This window comes from Nocardia sp. NPDC049935 (genome assembly GCF_055586645.1).
Map to the genome: position 1 here is coordinate 111,613 of NZ_JBVJHV010000001.1, position 18,146 is coordinate 129,758.

The window sequence follows — 18,146 nt, forward strand, 5'->3', positions numbered from 1 at the left end:
CCGGCGCCGCGCGGTACGTCCGTGCCGGATACGGCACACGATATGCGAAGGTGGGTGTGGTGATTCCCAAACTGATGGCGGTGAGCGATATCCACGTCGGTCACCAGGGCAACAAGCCGGTGGTCGAGGATATCCACCCCGATTCCCCGGAGGACTGGCTGATCGTGGCCGGTGACGTCGCCGAACGCAGCGACGATATCCGGTGGGCGCTGAAGCTGCTGCGCGAGCGGTTCGCCAATGTGATCTGGGTGCCCGGTAACCACGAGCTGTGGACCACGTCCAAGGATCCGGTGCAGATGCACGGGGTCGCGCGCTACGACTATCTGGTGTCGCTGTGCCGTGACCTCGATGTGGTGACACCCGAGGACCCGTTCCCGGTGTGGACCGGCGCGGGCGCCGAGGCGTACGGCGGCGCGGTGACCCTGGCCCCGCTGTTCCTGCTCTACGACTACACCTTCCGGCCGCCGGAGGCGCGGACCAAGGCCGAGGGCCTGGCCATCGCCCGCGACCGCAATGTCGTGGCGACCGACGAGTTCCTGCTGTCCCCGGACCCCTACCTGACCCGCGACGCCTGGTGCGAGGCGCGGCTGCGCTACACCCGGCGCCGGCTCGACAGTCTGCCCGAGAACACCCCGCTGGTCCTGATCAACCACTTCCCGCTGGTCCGCGAACCCACCGAGATGCTCTGGTACCCGGAGTTCGCGCTGTGGTGCGGTACCGAGCACACCGCCGATTGGCACACCCGCTACCGCACGGTCTGCGCCGTCTACGGTCATCTGCACATTCCGCGTACCACCTACTACGACGACGTCCGGTTCGAGGAGGTCTCGCTGGGCTATCCGCGTGAATGGCAGAAGCGTGGCAAACCCGACCGGCTGCTGCGCCAGATCCTGCCCGACCCCCAGTACGCGCCCGGCGACCTGAACGAATGGGGCGGGCATTTCGAGGTGACTCCCGAGATGGCCGCGGCCGCCGCCGAGATGCGCGCCAAGGCGGAGCGCCGCCGCGGGATCGGCTGAGGTCGCGTGCGTGGGCACCCAGTAGGCTCGGCGACGATGATCGAGACAATCCTGCCCGCCGACGTCGCCTCCGCCGAGTTGCTCGACTACCCGGAGGACTTGTTACCGCACCCCGCGGAGGAACACCTGATCGCGAAATCGGTGGAGAAGCGGCGGCGCGACTTCATCGGCGCCCGGCACTGCGCCCGGCAGGCGCTCACCCAGCTCGGGGAGCCGGTGGTGGCGATCGGCAAGGGCGAGCGGGGCGCACCGGTCTGGCCGCGCGGGATCGTCGGCAGCCTCACCCACTGCGACGGCTTCCGCGGCGCGGCGCTGGCGCACCGGCTGCGGTACCGGTCGATCGGAATCGACGCCGAACCGCACGACACGCTGCCGGAGGGGGTCCTGGATTCGGTGAGCCTGCCCGCCGAACGGGAATGGCTGCGCACCGGCGATTCCGGCCTGCATCTGGACCGGTTGCTGTTCTGTGCCAAGGAGGCCACCTACAAGGCGTGGTTCCCGTTGACCGCGCGCTGGCTCGGTTTCGAGGACGCGCACATCACCTTCACCGTCGAGGAGTCCGGTGCCGGAACCGGTGCGGGCACCTTCCGGTCCGAGCTGCTGGTGCCCGGGCACACCGAGGACGGCGGTCTCCCGCTGACCTCCTTCGACGGCCGCTGGCTGATCACCGGCGGATTCATCCTCACCGCGATCGCGCACGGCTGATGGGCGATATCCTGGGCGGTCTGCTGATCGTCGACAAACCGGGCGGCCCGACCAGCCACGATATGGTCTCGCGGGCCCGGAAACTGCTGCGTACGAAGAAGGTCGGCCATGCCGGAACCCTGGATCCGATGGCGACCGGGGTGCTGGTGCTCGGCGTGGAACGCGCCACCAAACTGCTGGGGCTGCTGACCCTGACCACCAAGTCCTATACCGCGACCATCCGGCTGGGCCGGTCCACCACCACCGACGACGCCGAGGGCGAGGAACTGGCCACCACCGCGGCCGGGCATATCACCGATACGGAGATCGCCGCCGGGGTCGCCGCGCTCACCGGTGAGATCCAGCAGGTACCGGCGACCGTGAGCGCCATCAAGGTCGACGGCGAACGCGCCTACGCCCGGCATCGCGCGGGCGAGGAAGTGAAACTCGCGGCGCGCCCGGTGACGGTGTCGCGGTTCGATGTCCTGGCCAGGCGGGATCTCCCCGAAGAGGGAATGGTCGACCTGGACGTGGTGGTCGAATGCTCCTCGGGGACCTATGTGCGCGCGCTGGCCCGGGATCTGGGCGCGGCGCTCGGGGTGGGCGGCCATCTGACCGCGCTGCGGCGGACCCGGGTGGGTCCCTTCACTCTCGACCATGCGCGCACGCTCGACGAACTCGCCGAAAATCCGGCGCCGAGCCTGGATATCGACAGCGCGATCCGGTTGTGCTTCCCGTCCCGGACCATCGATTCCGCCGAGGCCGCCGCACTCCGGGACGGACGCTGGCTGGAACCGGCCGGGTTCTCGGGTGTGTACGGGGCGCTGACCGAAGGCGGGCAGGCGATCGCCCTGTTACAGGAGAAGGGCAACCGCGCGGCGCCGGTGCTGGTGGTGCGGCCGCGCGGTCTCATCGACTGATCAGCCGGACACGGGTTCCTCCGCGAAACGGGCGCTCAGGCGCTGTACCGCGTCGGTCATATGGTCGCGCAGCAGGGTGTGTGCCCGATGCGGCGCGGCCGCGCCGATCGCTTCGCGCAGCGCGACGTGTTCGTCGGCCTGGACCCGCAGATCGGGATAGGTGGTCTGCAGGGCGCCCAGGCACATCCGGGTCTCGATCAGCAGGGTCCGCGCCGCCCGCACCAGCCGCGCGCTGCCCGCCGAGGCCACCAGGGCTTCGTGGAACTTCTGGTCGGCGTCGGAGACCCCGACCGCGTCACCCGCGAGGGCGTGTTCCTGCATCGCGGTGACGCCGGGACCCAGCGCCTCGTAGGCGATTTCGCGGCGGCCGTCGAGGATCAGCGCCAGCGCGCCGCCCTCGATCGCGGTCCGGGCGCGGTAGATATCGACGACATCGGCCAGGGTGAGCTCGATGACGAAGATGCCGCGATTGCGGATGCTGTGCAGCAGTCCTTCCGATACCAGCCGCTGCATGGCCTCGCGGACCGGGCCGCGCGAGACCCCGAACTGTGCCGCCAGATCCGCCTCACCCAGCTGGGCGCCGGGTTCCAGCCCACCGCGCATGATCGCCTCGCGCAGCGAATCCGCGATCATCTCGGCGGTGGAGCGTTGATTGACCGGTTCGAAATCAACTACCGACATGCTGGAACCTTTCCGCGAACAGCGCCCCCAGCGCCGGTACCGCCGGGGTGGCGCCGACCAGCCGCAACCCCTCCCAGATGGTGACCTGGTTGGCGGTGAGAACGGGTTTGCCCAGTGCCGCCTCCAGCCGGGGCAGTACCTCGAGGGTGTGCATGGCGGTATCGGGGATCAGCAGGGCCTCGGCATCGGGATGGTCGTTGGCGATCGCGAGTTCCAGCACCTGCTCGGGGTTCAGGGTGCCGACCTCGGCGGCCGTATCGATACCGGCGCTGCGGAACGCCACCACCGAGATACCGGCGTCGGTGAGGAAATCGGCGAACAGGCGGGCCACATCCTCGGGATAGCTGGCGGCCACGGCCACCCGCCGTACGCCCAGGGCACGAGCCGCGGCCACGAAGGCGAAACTCGTACTCGACGCCGGGACTCCGGCGGCCTCGGACAACCCCCGGACCTGTTCGCGGGCGCCCTCGGGGCCGTAGACGAAACTCCCCGAGGTACAGGCCCACACCACCGCGTCGGGGGACTGCGGGGCCAGTTGCGTGGCGCCCAGGCGCAGCTTCTCCGGGCTGCCCAGATCCAGGAGTTCCGGGACGGCGTGCAGATCGGTGCCGTAGATATGGGTCACCGGCAGCCGGGCGCCGAGCAGCGCCTCGGCCCGCGGGTAGTCGTCCTCGGCCGCGTGGTCGGGGTAGATGAAACCGATGGTCGGTACCGGCATGGGCGCTCCGTTTCCGTACTGGGTGTCGTTGGGGGACTTCATATCTCAGAACACCTCCAGCAGCCACCGGCCGGGGCCCATCATGGGCAGTTTCATCCGCCCCAGACAGGCCCACATGGTGAGCTGGTTGGCCGTCAGGATCGGTTTGCCCAGCATCTTCTCCAGCGGTTCGATGATGTCGTAGGTGGGCAGGTTGGTGCAGCTGACGAAGATCGCCTCGGCGCTGGGATCGTCGGCGCCCAGGATGCGTTCGGCGATGGTGCGGTAGTTCACCTTCCAGATACCGCCGCCCAGACCCAGATGCTCGGACCGGACCACCGTGCAGCCCGCTTCATCGAGGAAGTCGCGCAATTTGCCGGTGAGCAGTTCGTCGTAGGGCGTCATCACCGAGATGCGCTCGATATTGAGATGCCGGACCGCCTCGAGCAGTGCGCCGGAGGTGGTGACGGCGTTCGCGGCGCCGGCCCGGCAGATGGTGTCGCACAGCGATCGCTCGTACTCGATACCTTTGATGAAACTGCCGGAGTTGCAGAGATACGCGACGACCTCGGGTTCCACATGCAGCACATTGCGGGTCGCGGCGGTGAGGTGTACCGCATCGGAAACCAGTTCGGCCATGGCCAGCGATACCGGTACGGGCTCATAGGGTGTGCGCGCCAGATGCAGGCTCACCTCGAGCGGTACCCAGCGCCAGAGCTCGCGCTCCAGAGCCAGGTCGAACGGTGCGATGACACCGATGCCCCGTTGGGCTACCGGACCCTCCATATCGGGAAAATCGAACTCCACTGTGGCCCCTCTCGCACTCAGCCGGGAAGACCTCCGAGAACGATCGGATTGTTGACAATCATACGATGTGATCATACTGTGTCAATATGAAATCGGGCCCCATTGTCACCGTGCTGCACAGTGACCAGCTGCCCGATCCGGCGCTCATGTCGCCGGTCAGTGCGCGGGCCACGGTGCGGTATACGGATTCCGCCGGTCTGGCGGCAGCGCTCCCGGGCGCGGATGTGCTGTTCGTCTACGACTTCCACAGCGACGCGGTTCCCGGCGCCTGGTACGCCGCGGACTCGGTGCGCTGGGTGCATATCGGCGCCACCGGCGTGGATTCGGTGATGTTTCCCGAACTGCGCGCCGCCGAGGTGGTACTCACCAACACCCGCGGTGTCTTCGATACCGCCATCGCCGAATACGTCCTCGGCCAGATTTTGGATTTCGCCAAGGATTTCACCGGATCCACCCGGCTGCAACAGCAGCGGATCTGGCGGCACCGCGAATCCGAGCGGATCGCGGGCGCCACCGCGCTCATCGTCGGCACCGGATCGATCGGCCGTGCCGTCGCCGGTCTGCTGCGCGCCGCGGGTATGCAGGTCCGGGCGATCGGCCGCCGGGCCCGCACCGGCGACCCCGATTTCGGTACGGTCGCCACCGATCTGCACGCCGAACTCCCCGGCGCCGACTACGTGGTCGCGATCGCCCCGCTCACCGACCGGACCCGGCATATGTTCGGCGCCGAGGCATTCGGGGCCATGAAACCCCATGCCCGGTTCATCAATGTCGGCCGCGGTGAGCTGGTGGTCACCGACGATCTCGTCACCGCGCTGGAGTCCGGATCGATCGCGGGCGCGGCGCTCGATGTGGTGGATCCGGAACCGCTACCGCCCGGCCATCCGCTGTGGGGGCTGCCGAACGCGCATATCACCCCGCATAATTCGGGTGACTTCGCCGGCTGGCGGGCCGATATCGTCACCACATTCACCACCAATTTCGACCACTGGCTGGCCGGCCGGCCGCTGGACAACGTCGTCGACAAGACGCTGGGGTACGTGCCCCGCTGAAGGAGGGCCGCAGATGAACCAGCCAGAGACCCCGCAGACCACCGACCCGGCCGCCATGACCGCGGTCGAGCTCGTGTCCGCCTACGCCGCCGGGACGCTGTCCCCGGTCGAGGCGACCGAGGCGGTGCTCGAGGCCATCACCGCGCGCGACGGCGATGTCAACGCCTTCTGCCTGGTGGACCCCGATCGGGCACTGGTGCAGGCCAAGGATTCCGAGGCGCGCTGGCAGTCCGGTCATGTCCGCGGCCTGCTCGACGGTGTGCCGATCTCGATCAAGGACATCTTCCTCACCGAGGACTGGCCCACCCGGCGCGGTTCGCTCAGTATCGACCCCGACGGGCCCTGGCCGGTGGACAGCCCGGTCGCCGCCCGGGTCCGGGAGGACGGGATGGTGATGGTCGGTAAGACCACCACCCCCGAAATCGCCTGGAAGGCGGTCACCGACAGCCCGCTCACCGGGGTCACGCGCAATCCGGTCGACCCCACCCGGACGGCGGGCGGCTCCTCCGGCGGCAGTGCGGCGGCGGTGGCGGCCGGAATGGGCCCGGTATCGGTCGGAACCGACGGTGGCGGCAGTATCCGGATTCCCGCGTCCTTCTGCGGCATCGTCGGATTCAAGCCCACCCACGGCCGGATCCCGCTGTACCCGGCCAGCCCGTTCGGGCCGCTGGCGCATGCCGGGCCGATGACGCGGACCGTCGAGGACGCCGCGCTGCTGATGGATATCCTCGCCCTGCCCGATCCCCGCGACCCCACCTCGCTCGCGCCCACCCCGACCACCTTCCGGGGCGAGATGCAGCGCGAGGTCCGCGGCGTGACGGCGGCCTATTCGCCGACCCTGGGCTTCGTGACACCCGATCCCGAGGTCGAAGCCCTGGTGTCCGCGGCGGTGGAAGCCCTGGACGCGGCGGGGCTGCGGATCTCCGCCGCCGACCCGGGATTCGCCGATCCGCGTGCGGCCTTCGACGTCCTGTGGGCGGCCGGGGCGGCCGCCATGCTCGCGGCCTTCCCGCCCGGCTCCCGCGAAAAGGCCGATCCCGGGCTGCGGCAGGTCTGGGAGTACGGCGAGACGGTGAGCGCCACGGAATACCTCGACGCCCGTGCCGTCGCCGCCCAGGTCGGTATCACCATGGGCACCTTCCACACCGCCTACGACCTGCTCATCACCCCCACGGTCCCGATTCCCGCCTTCGCCGCCGGATATGACGTCCCGCCCGGCAGCGGGATGAGCGGCTGGCCGGAATGGACGCCCTACACCTACCCGTTCAACCTCACCCAGCAGCCGGCCCTGAGCATCCCGGCCGGAGTCACCGGCGAAGGGTTGCCGGTGGGGTTGCAGATCATCGGCCCGCGCCATTCCGACGACCTCGTCCTGGCGGTCGGTCGTTTCGCGGAGGCGGTCCTGGCCGCCCGCTGACCGGGACTGCGGCAGGCGGCCCGAAACCGGATCGCCGCCCCGTCGATTCCGGGTTACGGTGGGGCCGGATCGGTTCGATGGGGGAGCGATATGACCCGGCAGGGGCACCGCAGGGCTGCCGTCCTCACCTGCACGTCGGCGACGTTTCTGGTGAACGTCGACAACACCTCGTTCGGTGTCGCGCTACCGGCGGTCGCCCGGGACCTGAGCGCGACACCGGGCCGGGCCACATGGTTCGTCACCGCCTATGTCCTGACCCTCGCGGCCGGTGTGACGCTCGCCGGTGCGCTGGGCGACCGGTATTCGAAGAAATATGTGCTGCTCGGCGGCCTGGGTATCTACGTGGTGGGCAGTATCTGCACGGGCGCGTCCACTACCGCCGAACTCTTCATCGCCTCGCGGGTCCTCGCGGGTCTGGGCGCCGCCGCACTGGTTCCGATGGGGTTGGCACTTGTCCGGGAACTCTCCGCCACCCCGGAACGGTTACGCGCGAACACCGCGCTGTGGGGTGCGGTCGTCGGACTGGGAATGGCCTGCGGGCCGCTGATCGGCGGAGCGGCCGTCACCTTCGGAACGTGGCAGCTCATTCCCGTGCTCAGTGCCGCACTCGGCATCGTGTTCCTGGTCGCCGGTACCGCGCTGCTGCCCGCGGCGCGCGGCGACGGTACGGCGTCCGTCGATCTGCGTGGGCAACTGCTGCTCGGCGCCGCCATGGTGGGCTTCGTGTACGGGGCCACCGCGGGCGGTCGCGGGGATCCGGTCGGCTGTGCGGCCGGTTTCGCGGTCTTCGTGCCGACCGTGGTCGGTCTCGCCGTCCACCTGCGCCGATCCGCCGATCCGGTCGTGCCCACGGCGGCGCGGCGGTCGCCTCGCTACCGGCTCGGGCTGACCAGCGGCGTGGCCAACTACGCGTGCCTCGGCGCGATGATCCTCGCCGCCTCGATCCTGCTGCAGGATTACGGCGGCCTGTCCGCGGTCGCCGCCGGTTCGGTGATCGTCACGCTGGCAGTCGCCACCTCCGTGGGCGGCTGGTTGTCCACCCGGATCCTGGTCGTGGGCACGCCCGGCGGGGCCCTGGTCTTCGCCGGTGCCGCCATCACCGTGGGTGCTCTGACGGGCTGGACCGGGACCGTCCTGCTGGATCCCGGTGTGCTGCCGGTGATCACCGCCCTCGCGCTCGGCGTAGCCGGTGTCGGCATGGGTGTGGGCAACAGTGCCACCAACCTGATCTCCATGACCGGGCTCGCGCCGGCGCATTCCGGGCGGGCGGGCGCGTTCGCCTCGGCGGCCCGCCAGCTCGGTCAGGCGATAGGAATCAGCGCCGTCTCCGTGGCCGTCGCCGCCCATGCGCTCGACGCCCGGCTCTGGGCCGCGGCGCCCTGGCTGGTGGCGGTGGTGGGCGCGCTCGCTTTGATCGGCATCGGCGCCGGGATACGCGGTAACGAATCCGCCGGTACGGGCTGATCGGGTCGGCCGGTAGTCCGGAGCCGGGGAGGCGTCTCCACAGTGCGGGCCCGAGCCCCGGTGAGCAGGGGCGGGCGGGCGTGCCGCGACACGCGGATTTCGGTGGAGGGGCGGCCCGGGGTTCTGCAAGAGTTGGGTGCATGGCCCTGTTCACCAGTGAAGCGCCCGCGTCGTTCGTCTCGTTCGACGGAACCACGATCCGGTACCGGCGGGTCGGGGCGGGTGCTCCGGTGATCATGGTCCACGGGTCCGGCGGCGGACTGCATTCCTGGGAACCGGTCGCCGAGCGGCTCGCGGAGCGGTTCGAGTTGTGGTTGCCGGCGCGGCGCGGCTACGCGCCCAGCGGGCCCGGGCGCTCGCCCAAGCATTACTCCGACGAGGTCCGTGATCTCGGGGCGCTCATCGAGCTGATCGGGTTGCCGGCGCATCTGGTCGGGATGTCCTACGGCGCCACGGTCGCCCTGCACGCGGCCGCGAGCGGGGTGCCGGTCCGGTCGCTGGCGCTGTGGGAGCCGCCGCTGTACGCGGCGGGGACCGAGCTCGCGCCGGTGCTGAGGCGGTTCGAGGAACTGGCCGGGAACGGCGACCGGGGGCGGGCGACGCGGTTGCTGGCCGAGAAGGTGGCGCGGGTGCCGGCCGCGATGCTGGACGCGGCCGGCGACGCCGAACCGCCCGCGGACGAACCCGACGATTCCTACGGCTGGAGCCGCGACCTCGAATCCATGATCGCCGATACCACCTATCTCGACCGGTGGTCCGCGGTGACGACGCCGACGCTGCTCATGCGCGGCGCCGACACCTGGGAACCGATGCCGGAGACCGTCGAACGGCTCGCGACGGTGCTGCCGCGCGCGACCCTGCGCACCTTCCCCGGCCAGTCGCATTTCGCGCCGTCGCTGATACCCGCCGAGGTGGCCGCGGTGCTGGCCGGCTTCCTCGGCTGAGCGGATCAGGCGCGGGCGAAGGCCAGGGTCTCTCCGGCGACGCCGTGGATCCACAGCGTGTTGCAGGCGGTGGCGAGTTCGTCGAGACCGTCCTCGATGGTGGCGAAGACATTGCCGGGAACCCAGCCCACATCGCCGTTGAGAAGCAGGTTGTTGCGACCGTAGAACAGCGCCAGATCGGTGGCGCCCTGGGCGTGATGGGCGGCCGAGCCGGGTTCGTAGCCGTAGGCCGGGTTGCCGATCTCCCACGGTTCGAAATCGAACAGGCACACGTCGCCGGGGATCGGGGTCACGGTGGGGTTCTCCCGGTGCGGGGCGGCGGTGATCCGGGGTACGAGGGTGTAGAGCTCGTTGCGGGCGTATTTGGCGTGGAAGGCGTCGCCCTCCTGGGGGAGGGCGTCCCAGACCGCGGCGCAGGTGCCGGGGGCCTGCTCGTCGAGCAGGCGGGCCCGGCAGGTGATACCGGCCTTGGTGAGGGTGATCGTCATATAGCGGGCCATGTATCCGTCCTGGTGGTCGTACGGGGGCGACCGGCGTGATCCGCCGGTCGCCCGAGGGTGGCCGGGAGTCGCGGGGCCGGGATCACTGCCCCAGTTCCGCGAGCACCTCCGACCAGATGGCCAGGGCATCGGCGACCTGGGTTTCGGAGACGACGAGCGGCGGGATCATCCGCACCGTGTTCATATGCGCGCCGCAGGTCAGCAGCAGCAGACCCTTGGCGGCCGCGAGTTGCTGGGCCGCGGTGGCGGTCTCACGGTCGGCCTCGCCGTCCGGGGTGGTGAATTCGGCGCCGACCAGCAGTCCCAGGCCCCGGGTGTCGCCGATGGCCTTGGATTCCGCGGCCCGGACGCCGGCCAGCAGCTGCTCACCGCGGACCCGGGCGTTCTCGACCAGCCCCTCGGATTCGATGACGTCCAGTGTGGCGAGAGCGGCCGCGCAGGCCACGGCGTTACCGCCGTAGGTGCCGCCCTGCGAACCGGGCCAGGCGCGGCTCATCAGCTCGGCCGACGCCGCGATACCGGAGATCGGGAAACCGCTGGCCAAGCCCTTGGCCATGGTGATCACATCCGGCCGGACATCGAAATGCTGGTGGCCGAAGTACTTACCGGTGCGGCCGAATCCGGTCTGGATCTCGTCGAAGATCAGCACGATGCCGTGCCGGTCGGCGCGTTCGCGCAGGCCCTGGAAGAACGTCGTGTTGCCGGGGATGTAGCCGCCCTCGCCGAGCAGCGGTTCCACGATGAAGGCGGCGGTTTCCGCGGGGGAGGTGAGGGTGGCGAAGATGTAGTCCAGTTCGCGCAGCGCGAAGGAGGTCGCCTCGGCCTCGGTCCAGCCGTAGCGGTAGGCGGTGGGGAAGGGCGCCACGTGCACGCCGCCCATCAGCGGGCTGAAACCGGCCGAGAAACGGGTGCCGGACGTGGTCATGGTGGCGGCGGCGACGGTGCGTCCGTGGAATCCGCCGTGGAAGACGATCACATTGGGCCGTCCGGTGGCCTGCCGGGCCAGCCGCAGCGACGCCTCCACCGCCTCACTGCCGGAGTTGGCGTAGAACACCGAATCCAGCCCTTCGGGCAAGACCGTGCCGAGCCGTTCGGTCAGTTCCAGCATCGGCTTGTGCATCACCGTCGTGTACTGGCCGTGGATCAGTTTCGCGACCTGCGCCTGGGCGGCCTCGACCACCCGGGGATGGCAGTGACCGGTGCTGGTCACGCCGATGCCGGCGGTGAAGTCGAGGTACCGGCGGCCGTCGACGTCGTAGAGATAGCAGCCGGAGCCGTGATCCACGGTGACCGGGGTGGCCTGCTTCAGGAGCGGGGAAAGTTCGGCCATGGGGTGCGCCTCCCGGGACGGTCGGTGCGGCGATGCGGACCGACGAGTATGCGGAATCGAGCAATCAAATTGTCGGATTGTTGACAATATAGATAGCACGTCGGCCCGGGTCCGGGCAATGCCCCACACCGCTACTCCGGCGCGTCCGGCCGGGAATCGCCCGCGCGGGTCCGGCCGGTGCCGCGGGCGGACGGCTCAGTACCGCAGCCAGATGGCCTCGGCGGCGATACTGCCCAGATCCGTCGAGACGTCGTCACGGCCGATCCGGACCGCGATGGTGCCGGCGAAATCGCGGCGCTCCACCACCACGATCTGGGTGTCCAGGGCGATTCCCACCGAATCGAAATAGCGCAGCATCTCCGGATCGGAATCGGAGATCCGGGCCACCCGGCCGGTGTCCCCGGCATCGAAATCGATCAGCCGGCGCGCTTCCGGGGTGGGTACCGCGCCGTCCACCGAGGGGATCGGATCACCGTGCGGATCGCGATCCGGGAAGCCGAGTTTCGCGTCGATCCGCGCCATCAGCAGATCCGAGACCGCGTGTTCGAGGATCTCCGCCTCGTCGTGCACCTCGTCCCAGCCGTACCCGAGTTCGCTCACCAGGAACGTCTCGATCAGCCGGTGCCGGCGCACCATCGCGATCGCGGCGCGGCGGCCCTCCTCGGTCAAGGTGATCGAGCCGTAGCGAGCATGTTCCACCAGGCCCTGGTCCGACAGTTTGCGGACCGCCTCCGACACCGTGGAGGCCGAAACGCCGATCCGCTCGGCCAGGAGTTTGGTGCTCACCCGTTCCTGTGACCACTCCTGCGCTGTCCAGATGACCTTCAGATAGTCCTGGGCCACCGATGACAGGCCCGGAGCGGCGGATTCCCCGGGGTCGGCGAGTTCCCGTCGGGTGGTGACATCTCGTTTTCCGGGCACATCCACGAGCTTAGGCATTCGCGTGGCGATCCACATATCGCGCCACCTCGGGGAAACCCGGTGTTCTCCACTTCGTAGCGCCCCGGCTCACCGATCCCACCCGAATACGGTGCGGGCGCTTGTTTGCGTAGGCTTGTCGTCTGTGCAGAGGTGGCGAAGTCTCGACGACGTACCCGCGGACTGGGGGCGGTGCGTTCTCACGATCGGCGTGTTCGACGGTGTTCATCGCGGGCACGCGCAATTGATAAGCCGGGCGGTGAAGTCGGCTGCCGCGCGTGACGTCCCGGCCGTGCTGATGACCTTCGATCCGCATCCGATGGAGGTGATCCGGCCCGGTTCGCATCCCGCGCAGCTCACCACGCTCACCCGGCGCGCCGAGCTCGCCGAGCAACTCGGCGTCGATGTCTTCTGCGTGATGCCCTTCACCCACGATTTCATGAAGCTGACGCCTTCCGAGTACGTGCACAACCTCCTGGTGGAACGGCTGCACGTCTCCGAGGTGGTCGTCGGCGACAACTTCACCTTCGGCAAGAAGGCCGCGGGCACCGTGGCCACCATGCGGGAACTGGGCGGGCGATTCGGTTTCGAGGTCGACGCGGTGACCCTGCTCGGTGAGCACGCGGTCACGTTCTCCTCCACCTATATCCGGGCCTGTGTCGATGCCGGTGATATGGCCGCCGCGGCGGACGCGCTGGGCCGGCCGCACCGGGTCGAGGGTGTCGTGGTGCACGGCGACGGGCGCGGTAAGGCGCTGGGTTTCCCCACCGCCAACGTCGCGCCGCCGATGCATGCCGCGATCCCCGCCGACGGGGTCTACGCGGGCTGGTTCACCGTGCTCGGACCCGGGCCGAGTATCGGCACCGTCACCCCGGGCGAACCGGCCATGGCCGCGATATCGGTCGGCACCAATCCGACCTTCTCGGGCCGCGCCCGAACCGTGGAGGCCTACGTCCTGGACCGCGAGGCCGATCTGTACGGCCAGCACGTCGCGGTGGATTTCGTGGACCACCTGCGCGGAATGCAGAAGTTCGATTCGATCGACGATCTGATCGGCGCCATGGGCCGGGATGTGGACGCCGCCCGCAAGGTCCTCGATACCGGACGCTAGTTCCCCCGCCCGAGGGTGCGGGAACAGGTCGGGTAAGGTGTCTCCCCGGGTCTGCTGCGGTCCGCGGCGGCGCCCACCCCGGATCACCCGGCGTGATCATCGGATTTCCCCGCTGTTCGGCGAATCTCCGGTGTTCCCGGCCGTCCGGGCACCTTACGCGCGGAACTGAGAAACAGGAGTGGATGCCCCATGGCGCTGACCACCGATCAGAAGAAGACGATTCTCGCCGAATACGGTCTGCACGAGACCGACACCGGTTCGCCGGAGGCGCAGATCGCGCTGCTGACCAAGCGGATCTCCGATATCACCGAGCATCTCAAGCAGCACAAGCACGATCACCACACCCGTCACGGCCTGATGGCGCTGATCGGCCGCCGCAAGCGGCTGTCGAAGTACCTCGCGGCCAAGGACATCAACCGGTACCGCAGCCTGATCGAACGCCTGGGCCTGCGGCGCTGACATCGTGAACACGCCCGGTTCCGTGAGCCGGGCGGCAGGCATGCCGGCGGGGCGCATACAATCGCCTCGTCGGCATTTTCGTGTACGGGGGAGACCGGTGCACGAGGTCGACACAACAGCCGTAACCACCCGCGCTCGTGGCGTCGGTCTTCGGTAGTGGCTTTTCGGCCCGGACGACACCGCCGGAGAGCTTCGATCGATGACCGCCTCCGCGTCGTCGCCGGATCCAAGGGGATTCCGGCCGGGTGTACGCGCCGCAGCTCGAATACGGACACCGCTGACCCACGCCGGTCACCGCGGTTCCGCCCTCGCGCCGCGTCCATACCTGGTACGGCTGACGCAGCCGGATCGCGCCATCGTCGCGGCGGTCCGGCGAGACGAGAGGTTGAGAACAGAGAATGACAGAAACCACCGAACGCTCGAAGAGCTCGGCCATCGAGGTCGAACCGGGTGTTTTCGAATCCGTCGCGCTGATCGACAACGGCGCGTTCGGCACCCGCACCATTCGTTTCGAAACGGGCCGGCTCGCGAAACAGGCCGCGGGTTCGGTCGTCGCCTATCTGGACGACGAGACCATGCTGCTGTCGGCGACCACCGCCGGTAAGCACCCGAAGGACCAGTTCGACTTCTTCCCGCTCACCGTGGACGTGGAAGAGCGTATGTACGCCGCGGGCCGGATCCCGGGCTCCTTCTTCCGCCGGGAGGGCCGCCCCTCCACCGACGCCATCCTGACCTGCCGCCTGATCGACCGGCCGCTGCGTCCCTCGTTCGTCGACGGGCTGCGCAACGAGATCCAGGTCGTGGTGACGGTGCTGAGCCTGGATCCCAAGGATCTCTACGACGTGGTCGCGATCAACGCGGCCTCGGCCTCCACCCAGTTCGCCGGCCTGCCGTTCTCCGGCCCGGTCGGCGGTGTGCGGGTCGCGCTGATCAACGATCCGGCGGTCGGCACCCCGGCGGGTGGCCAGTGGGTCGCGTTCCCGACCAACGACCAGCTGGAGAAGGCCGTCTTCGATATGGTCGTGGCCGGCCGGGTCACCGACAGCGGTGACGTCGCGATCATGATGGTCGAGGCCGAGGCCACCGAGAACGTGCTCGAACACCTCGACGCCGGTGCGCAGGCGCCCACCGAGGCGGTCGTGGCCGAGGGCCTCGAGGCCGCCAAGCCGTTCATCGCCCGGCTCTGCCGCGCGCAGCAGGATCTGGCCGAACTGGCCGCCAAGCCCACCGAGGACTTCCCCCTCTTCCCGCCGTACGCCGAGGACGCCTACGCCGCCGTCGAGGAGGCCGCCAAGGCTCCGCTGTCGGAGGCGCTGAGCATCGCCGGTAAGCAGGAGCGCGAGGAGAAGATCGACGAGATCAAGCTCGATGTGCTCTCGCGTCTGGGCGCCTCGTTCGAAGGCCGCGAGAAGGAACTGGGCGCGGCGTTCCGGTCGGTCACCAAGAAGCTGGTCCGTCAGCGCATCCTCACCGACGGCTTCCGTATCGACGGTCGCGGGCTGGCCGATATCCGGGCCCTGTCCGCCGAGGTCGCCGTGGTGCCGCGGGCGCACGGTTCGGCGCTGTTCGAGCGTGGCGAAACCCAGATCATGGGCGTGACCACCCTCGATATGGTGAAGATGGCGCAGCAGGTCGACTCGCTCGGCCCGGAAACCTCCAAGCGCTATATGCACCACTACAACTTCCCGCCGTACTCGACCGGTGAGACCGGCCGGGTCGGTTCGCCCAAGCGCCGCGAGATCGGCCACGGCGCGCTGGCCGAGCGGGCGCTGGTTCCGGTGCTGCCGAGCCAGGAGGAGTTCCCCTACGCGATCCGCCAGGTGTCCGAGGCGTTGGGCTCCAACGGTTCCACCTCCATGGGGTCGGTCTGCGCGTCCACCCTGTCGCTGCTCAACGCCGGTGTGCCGCTGAAGGCGCCGGTCGCGGGTATCGCGATGGGCCTGGTGTCGGACACCGTCACCAACGAGGCGGGCGCCGAAGAGGTCCGCTACGTGGCGCTGACCGATATCCTCGGCGCCGAGGACGCGTTCGGCGATATGGACTTCAAGGTCGCCGGCACCCGTGAGTTCGTCACCGCGCTGCAGCTGGACACCAAGCTCGACGGTATTCCGTCGCAGGTGCTGGCGGGTGCGCTCGGCCAGGCCCACGACGCCCGGACCACCATCCTGGACGTGATGGCCGAGGCCATCGCCACCCCGGACGAGATGAGCCCGTACGCGCCGCGGGTCACCGCGATCAAGATCCCGGTCGACAAGATCGGCGAGGTGATCGGGCCCAAGGGCAAGGTCATCAACCAGATCACCGAGGACACCGGCGCCAATATCTCCATCGAGGACGACGGCACCGTGTTCGTCGGGGCCACCGACGGACCGTCCGCGCAGGCCGCGATCGACGCGATCAACGCCATCGCCAACCCGCAGCTGCCCAAGGTGGGCGAGCGTTTCCTGGGCACCGTGGTCAAGACCACCGCCTTCGGCGCGTTCGTCTCGCTGCTGCCGGGTCGCGACGGTCTGGTCCACATCTCCAAGCTCGGCAACGGCAAGCGCGTCGCCAAGGTGGAGGACGTGGTGAACGTCGGCGACAAACTGCGGGTCGAGATCGCCGATATCGACAACCGCGGCAAGATCTCGCTGGTTCCGGTCGACGAGAGCGCCGAAGAGAAGACCGACAACGCGCCCGCCGCTGCGGACGCCGCGGCGACCGAGTAGTACTGGTCTGTGTGACGGAGCAGAACACGACGGCCCCCCTGCGCCCGAGCGGCCAGGGGGGTTCGTCATCGCAGTGGCGGATCGGCGAAACCGTCGATATCGACAACGGGGTGCGGCGCACCGTCCTGCCCGGCGGTCTGCGCGTGGTGACCGAGCAGGTCCCGGGGGTGCGGTCGGCATCCGTGGGTGTGTGGGTCGGGGTCGGTTCTCGTGACGAGGGGCCGACCGTGGCCGGCGCGGCGCATTTCCTGGAGCATCTGCTGTTCAAGGCCACGCCGACCCGTTCGGCCCTGGATATCGCCGAGGCCATGGACGCCGTCGGCGGTGAACTCAACGCGTTCACCGCCAAGGAGCAGACCTGCTACTACGCACATGTGGTGGACGAGGATCTACCGCTGGCGGTGGACCTGGTCTCCGATGTGGTGCTCAACGGGCTGTGCCGCGCGGTGGACGTGGACGTCGAACGCCAGGTGGTGCTCGAGGAGATCGCGATGCGCGACGACGATCCGGAGGATCTGGTCGGCGACGCGTTCCTCACCGCCCTGTTCGGCGACCATCCGATCGGGCGACCCATCATCGGTTCCGTCGAATCCATCGAGGGGATGCGCGCGGGACAGTTGCGGTCGTTCCACCAGCGCCGCTACACGCCCGACCGGATGGTGGTGGCGGTCGCCGGGAACATCGAGCACGAGCACACCGTCGAACTCGTGCACCGGGCGGTCGCCGACCGGCTCGACCCCGTGGCCTTGCCCGCCCCGCGCCGGGAGGGCCGGTTCCGTACCCGGAGCGCTCCGGAGCTGAGCTGGAGCCACCGCGACAGCGAACAGGCGCATCTGGTCTTCGGGGTGCGCGCCTACGGCCGGCACGAGGGGCAGCGCCGCTGGCCGCTCTCGGTGCTGAACACGGTGATCGGCGGTGGGCTGAGTTCGCGGCTGTTCCAGCGGATCCGGGAGGAACGCGGACTGGCCTATTCGGTGTACTCGAGCGTGGACACCTTCGCCGATACCGGTGCCTTCTCGGTGTATCTGGGTTGCCAGCCGGAGAACCTCAACGAGGTGACGGAGCTGGCGCGCGGGGTGCTCGAGGAGGTCGCCGCCGACGGCATCACCGATGCCGAATGCGCCCGGGCCAAGGGCTCGTTACGCGGCGGACTCGTGCTGGGGCTCGAGGATTCGGCGTCCCGGATGAACCGGATCGGCCGCAGCGAACTCAGCTACGGCAACCACCGGTCGGTGTCGGAGACCCTGGCCCGGATCGACGCGGTCACCACCGACGAGGTCGGCGAGATCGCGCGCTCACTGCTGGCGCGCCCGTTCGCGGCCTCGGTCGCCGGACCGTACCGGCGTCGTCGTGATCTGCCCGCCGCGGTGGGCCGGCTGGTCGGCGCCTGATCCGGGACGCCGGGCCCGGCCGGGAGATGCTGTGGGCCGGGCGG

General features: G+C 69.3%; 17 protein-coding genes. 11 read left to right on the top strand and 6 right to left on the bottom strand.

What is annotated here, in order from left to right:
* The first annotated feature begins 59 nt into the window (after positions 1-59).
* The 3 genes from ACZ6SF_RS00540 to truB are packed head-to-tail and all read left to right on the top strand — an operon-like array spanning position 60 to position 2,623.
* Positions 60-1,019, top strand: a complete 960-nt coding sequence (locus ACZ6SF_RS00540) for a metallophosphoesterase family protein (RefSeq protein ID WP_466059400.1) — start codon at positions 60-62, stop codon at positions 1,017-1,019.
* Positions 1,020-1,055: 36 nt separating this feature from the next.
* A complete protein-coding gene (gene npt, locus ACZ6SF_RS00545) occupies positions 1,056-1,724 on the top strand; it encodes a 4'-phosphopantetheinyl transferase Npt (RefSeq protein ID WP_466059402.1) in 669 nt (222 codons plus the stop codon).
* A complete protein-coding gene (gene truB / locus ACZ6SF_RS00550; protein ID WP_466059404.1) occupies positions 1,724-2,623 on the top strand; it encodes a tRNA pseudouridine(55) synthase TruB in 900 nt (299 codons plus the stop codon). The genes npt and truB overlap by 1 nt, the downstream gene beginning before the upstream one ends.
* On the opposite strand, the gene ACZ6SF_RS00555 is transcribed toward truB, so the two are convergent.
* From ACZ6SF_RS00555 to ACZ6SF_RS00565, 3 genes are read right to left on the bottom strand one after another with little or no spacing between them, the layout of a single operon-like run.
* Positions 2,624-3,304: a GntR family transcriptional regulator gene (locus ACZ6SF_RS00555; protein WP_466059406.1), complete on the bottom strand. Its 681-nt coding sequence runs from the start codon at positions 3,302-3,304 to the stop codon at positions 2,624-2,626. It lies immediately after the preceding gene.
* Entirely contained in the window at positions 3,291-4,022 is a 732-nt protein-coding gene (locus ACZ6SF_RS00560) for a maleate cis-trans isomerase family protein (RefSeq protein ID WP_466061290.1), read from the bottom strand. Before ACZ6SF_RS00560 ends, ACZ6SF_RS00555 begins: the two co-directional genes overlap by 14 nt.
* Before the next feature lie 45 nt (positions 4,023-4,067).
* The gene (locus ACZ6SF_RS00565) at positions 4,068-4,787 is read right to left on the bottom strand and encodes a maleate cis-trans isomerase family protein (RefSeq protein WP_466061291.1); all 720 of its coding nucleotides are present in this window, start codon (positions 4,785-4,787) and stop codon (positions 4,068-4,070) included.
* A gap of 107 nt (positions 4,788-4,894) precedes the next feature.
* On the opposite strand from ACZ6SF_RS00565, the gene ACZ6SF_RS00570 reads away from it, so the two are divergent.
* The 4 genes from ACZ6SF_RS00570 to ACZ6SF_RS00585 all read left to right on the top strand — a co-directional run bounded on the left by ACZ6SF_RS00570 (position 4,895) and on the right by ACZ6SF_RS00585 (position 9,685).
* Positions 4,895-5,860 (top strand): D-2-hydroxyacid dehydrogenase, encoded by a 966-nt coding sequence (locus ACZ6SF_RS00570; RefSeq protein WP_466059408.1) that lies wholly within the window; start codon positions 4,895-4,897, stop codon positions 5,858-5,860.
* Between the two features lie 13 nt (positions 5,861-5,873).
* On the top strand, positions 5,874-7,277 hold the full coding sequence (locus tag ACZ6SF_RS00575) for an amidase (protein WP_466059410.1): 1,404 nt from the start codon (positions 5,874-5,876) through the stop codon (positions 7,275-7,277).
* Between the two features lie 90 nt (positions 7,278-7,367).
* Positions 7,368-8,741 carry an MFS transporter gene (locus tag ACZ6SF_RS00580; RefSeq protein WP_466059411.1) on the top strand — a complete coding sequence of 458 codons (1,374 nt, stop codon included), beginning with the start codon at positions 7,368-7,370 and terminating at the stop codon, positions 8,739-8,741.
* A 140-nt stretch (positions 8,742-8,881) separates the two neighbouring features.
* Positions 8,882-9,685 carry an alpha/beta fold hydrolase gene (locus ACZ6SF_RS00585; RefSeq protein WP_466059413.1) on the top strand — a complete coding sequence of 268 codons (804 nt, stop codon included), beginning with the start codon at positions 8,882-8,884 and terminating at the stop codon, positions 9,683-9,685.
* A 5-nt stretch (positions 9,686-9,690) separates the two neighbouring features.
* Here the strand turns inward: ACZ6SF_RS00585 and ACZ6SF_RS00590 are convergent, their stop codons facing one another.
* The 3 genes from ACZ6SF_RS00590 to ACZ6SF_RS00600 form a co-directional block, all read right to left on the bottom strand.
* Entirely contained in the window at positions 9,691-10,185 is a 495-nt protein-coding gene (locus ACZ6SF_RS00590; RefSeq protein ID WP_466059415.1) for a DUF3830 family protein, read from the bottom strand.
* A gap of 82 nt (positions 10,186-10,267) precedes the next feature.
* A complete protein-coding gene (locus ACZ6SF_RS00595) occupies positions 10,268-11,515 on the bottom strand; it encodes an aspartate aminotransferase family protein (RefSeq protein WP_466059417.1) in 1,248 nt (415 codons plus the stop codon).
* 195 nt (positions 11,516-11,710) lie between these two features.
* On the bottom strand, positions 11,711-12,454 hold the full coding sequence (locus ACZ6SF_RS00600) for a metal-dependent transcriptional regulator (RefSeq protein ID WP_466059419.1): 744 nt from the start codon (positions 12,452-12,454) through the stop codon (positions 11,711-11,713).
* Between the two features lie 124 nt (positions 12,455-12,578).
* On the opposite strand from ACZ6SF_RS00600, the gene ACZ6SF_RS00605 reads away from it, so the two are divergent.
* From ACZ6SF_RS00605 to ACZ6SF_RS00620, 4 genes are all read left to right on the top strand, one after another.
* Positions 12,579-13,544 carry a bifunctional riboflavin kinase/FAD synthetase gene (locus tag ACZ6SF_RS00605; protein ID WP_466059421.1) on the top strand — a complete coding sequence of 322 codons (966 nt, stop codon included), beginning with the start codon at positions 12,579-12,581 and terminating at the stop codon, positions 13,542-13,544.
* Between the two features lie 189 nt (positions 13,545-13,733).
* A complete protein-coding gene (gene rpsO, locus ACZ6SF_RS00610) occupies positions 13,734-14,003 on the top strand; it encodes a 30S ribosomal protein S15 (protein WP_449997502.1) in 270 nt (89 codons plus the stop codon).
* A gap of 398 nt (positions 14,004-14,401) precedes the next feature.
* The gene (locus ACZ6SF_RS00615) at positions 14,402-16,711 is read left to right on the top strand and encodes a polyribonucleotide nucleotidyltransferase (RefSeq protein WP_466059423.1); all 2,310 of its coding nucleotides are present in this window, start codon (positions 14,402-14,404) and stop codon (positions 16,709-16,711) included.
* An 80-nt stretch (positions 16,712-16,791) separates the two neighbouring features.
* Complete coding sequence (locus ACZ6SF_RS00620) at positions 16,792-18,102, top strand: M16 family metallopeptidase (protein WP_466061292.1); 1,311 nt, start codon at positions 16,792-16,794, stop codon at positions 18,100-18,102.
* The last annotated feature ends 44 nt before the right edge of the window (positions 18,103-18,146 follow it).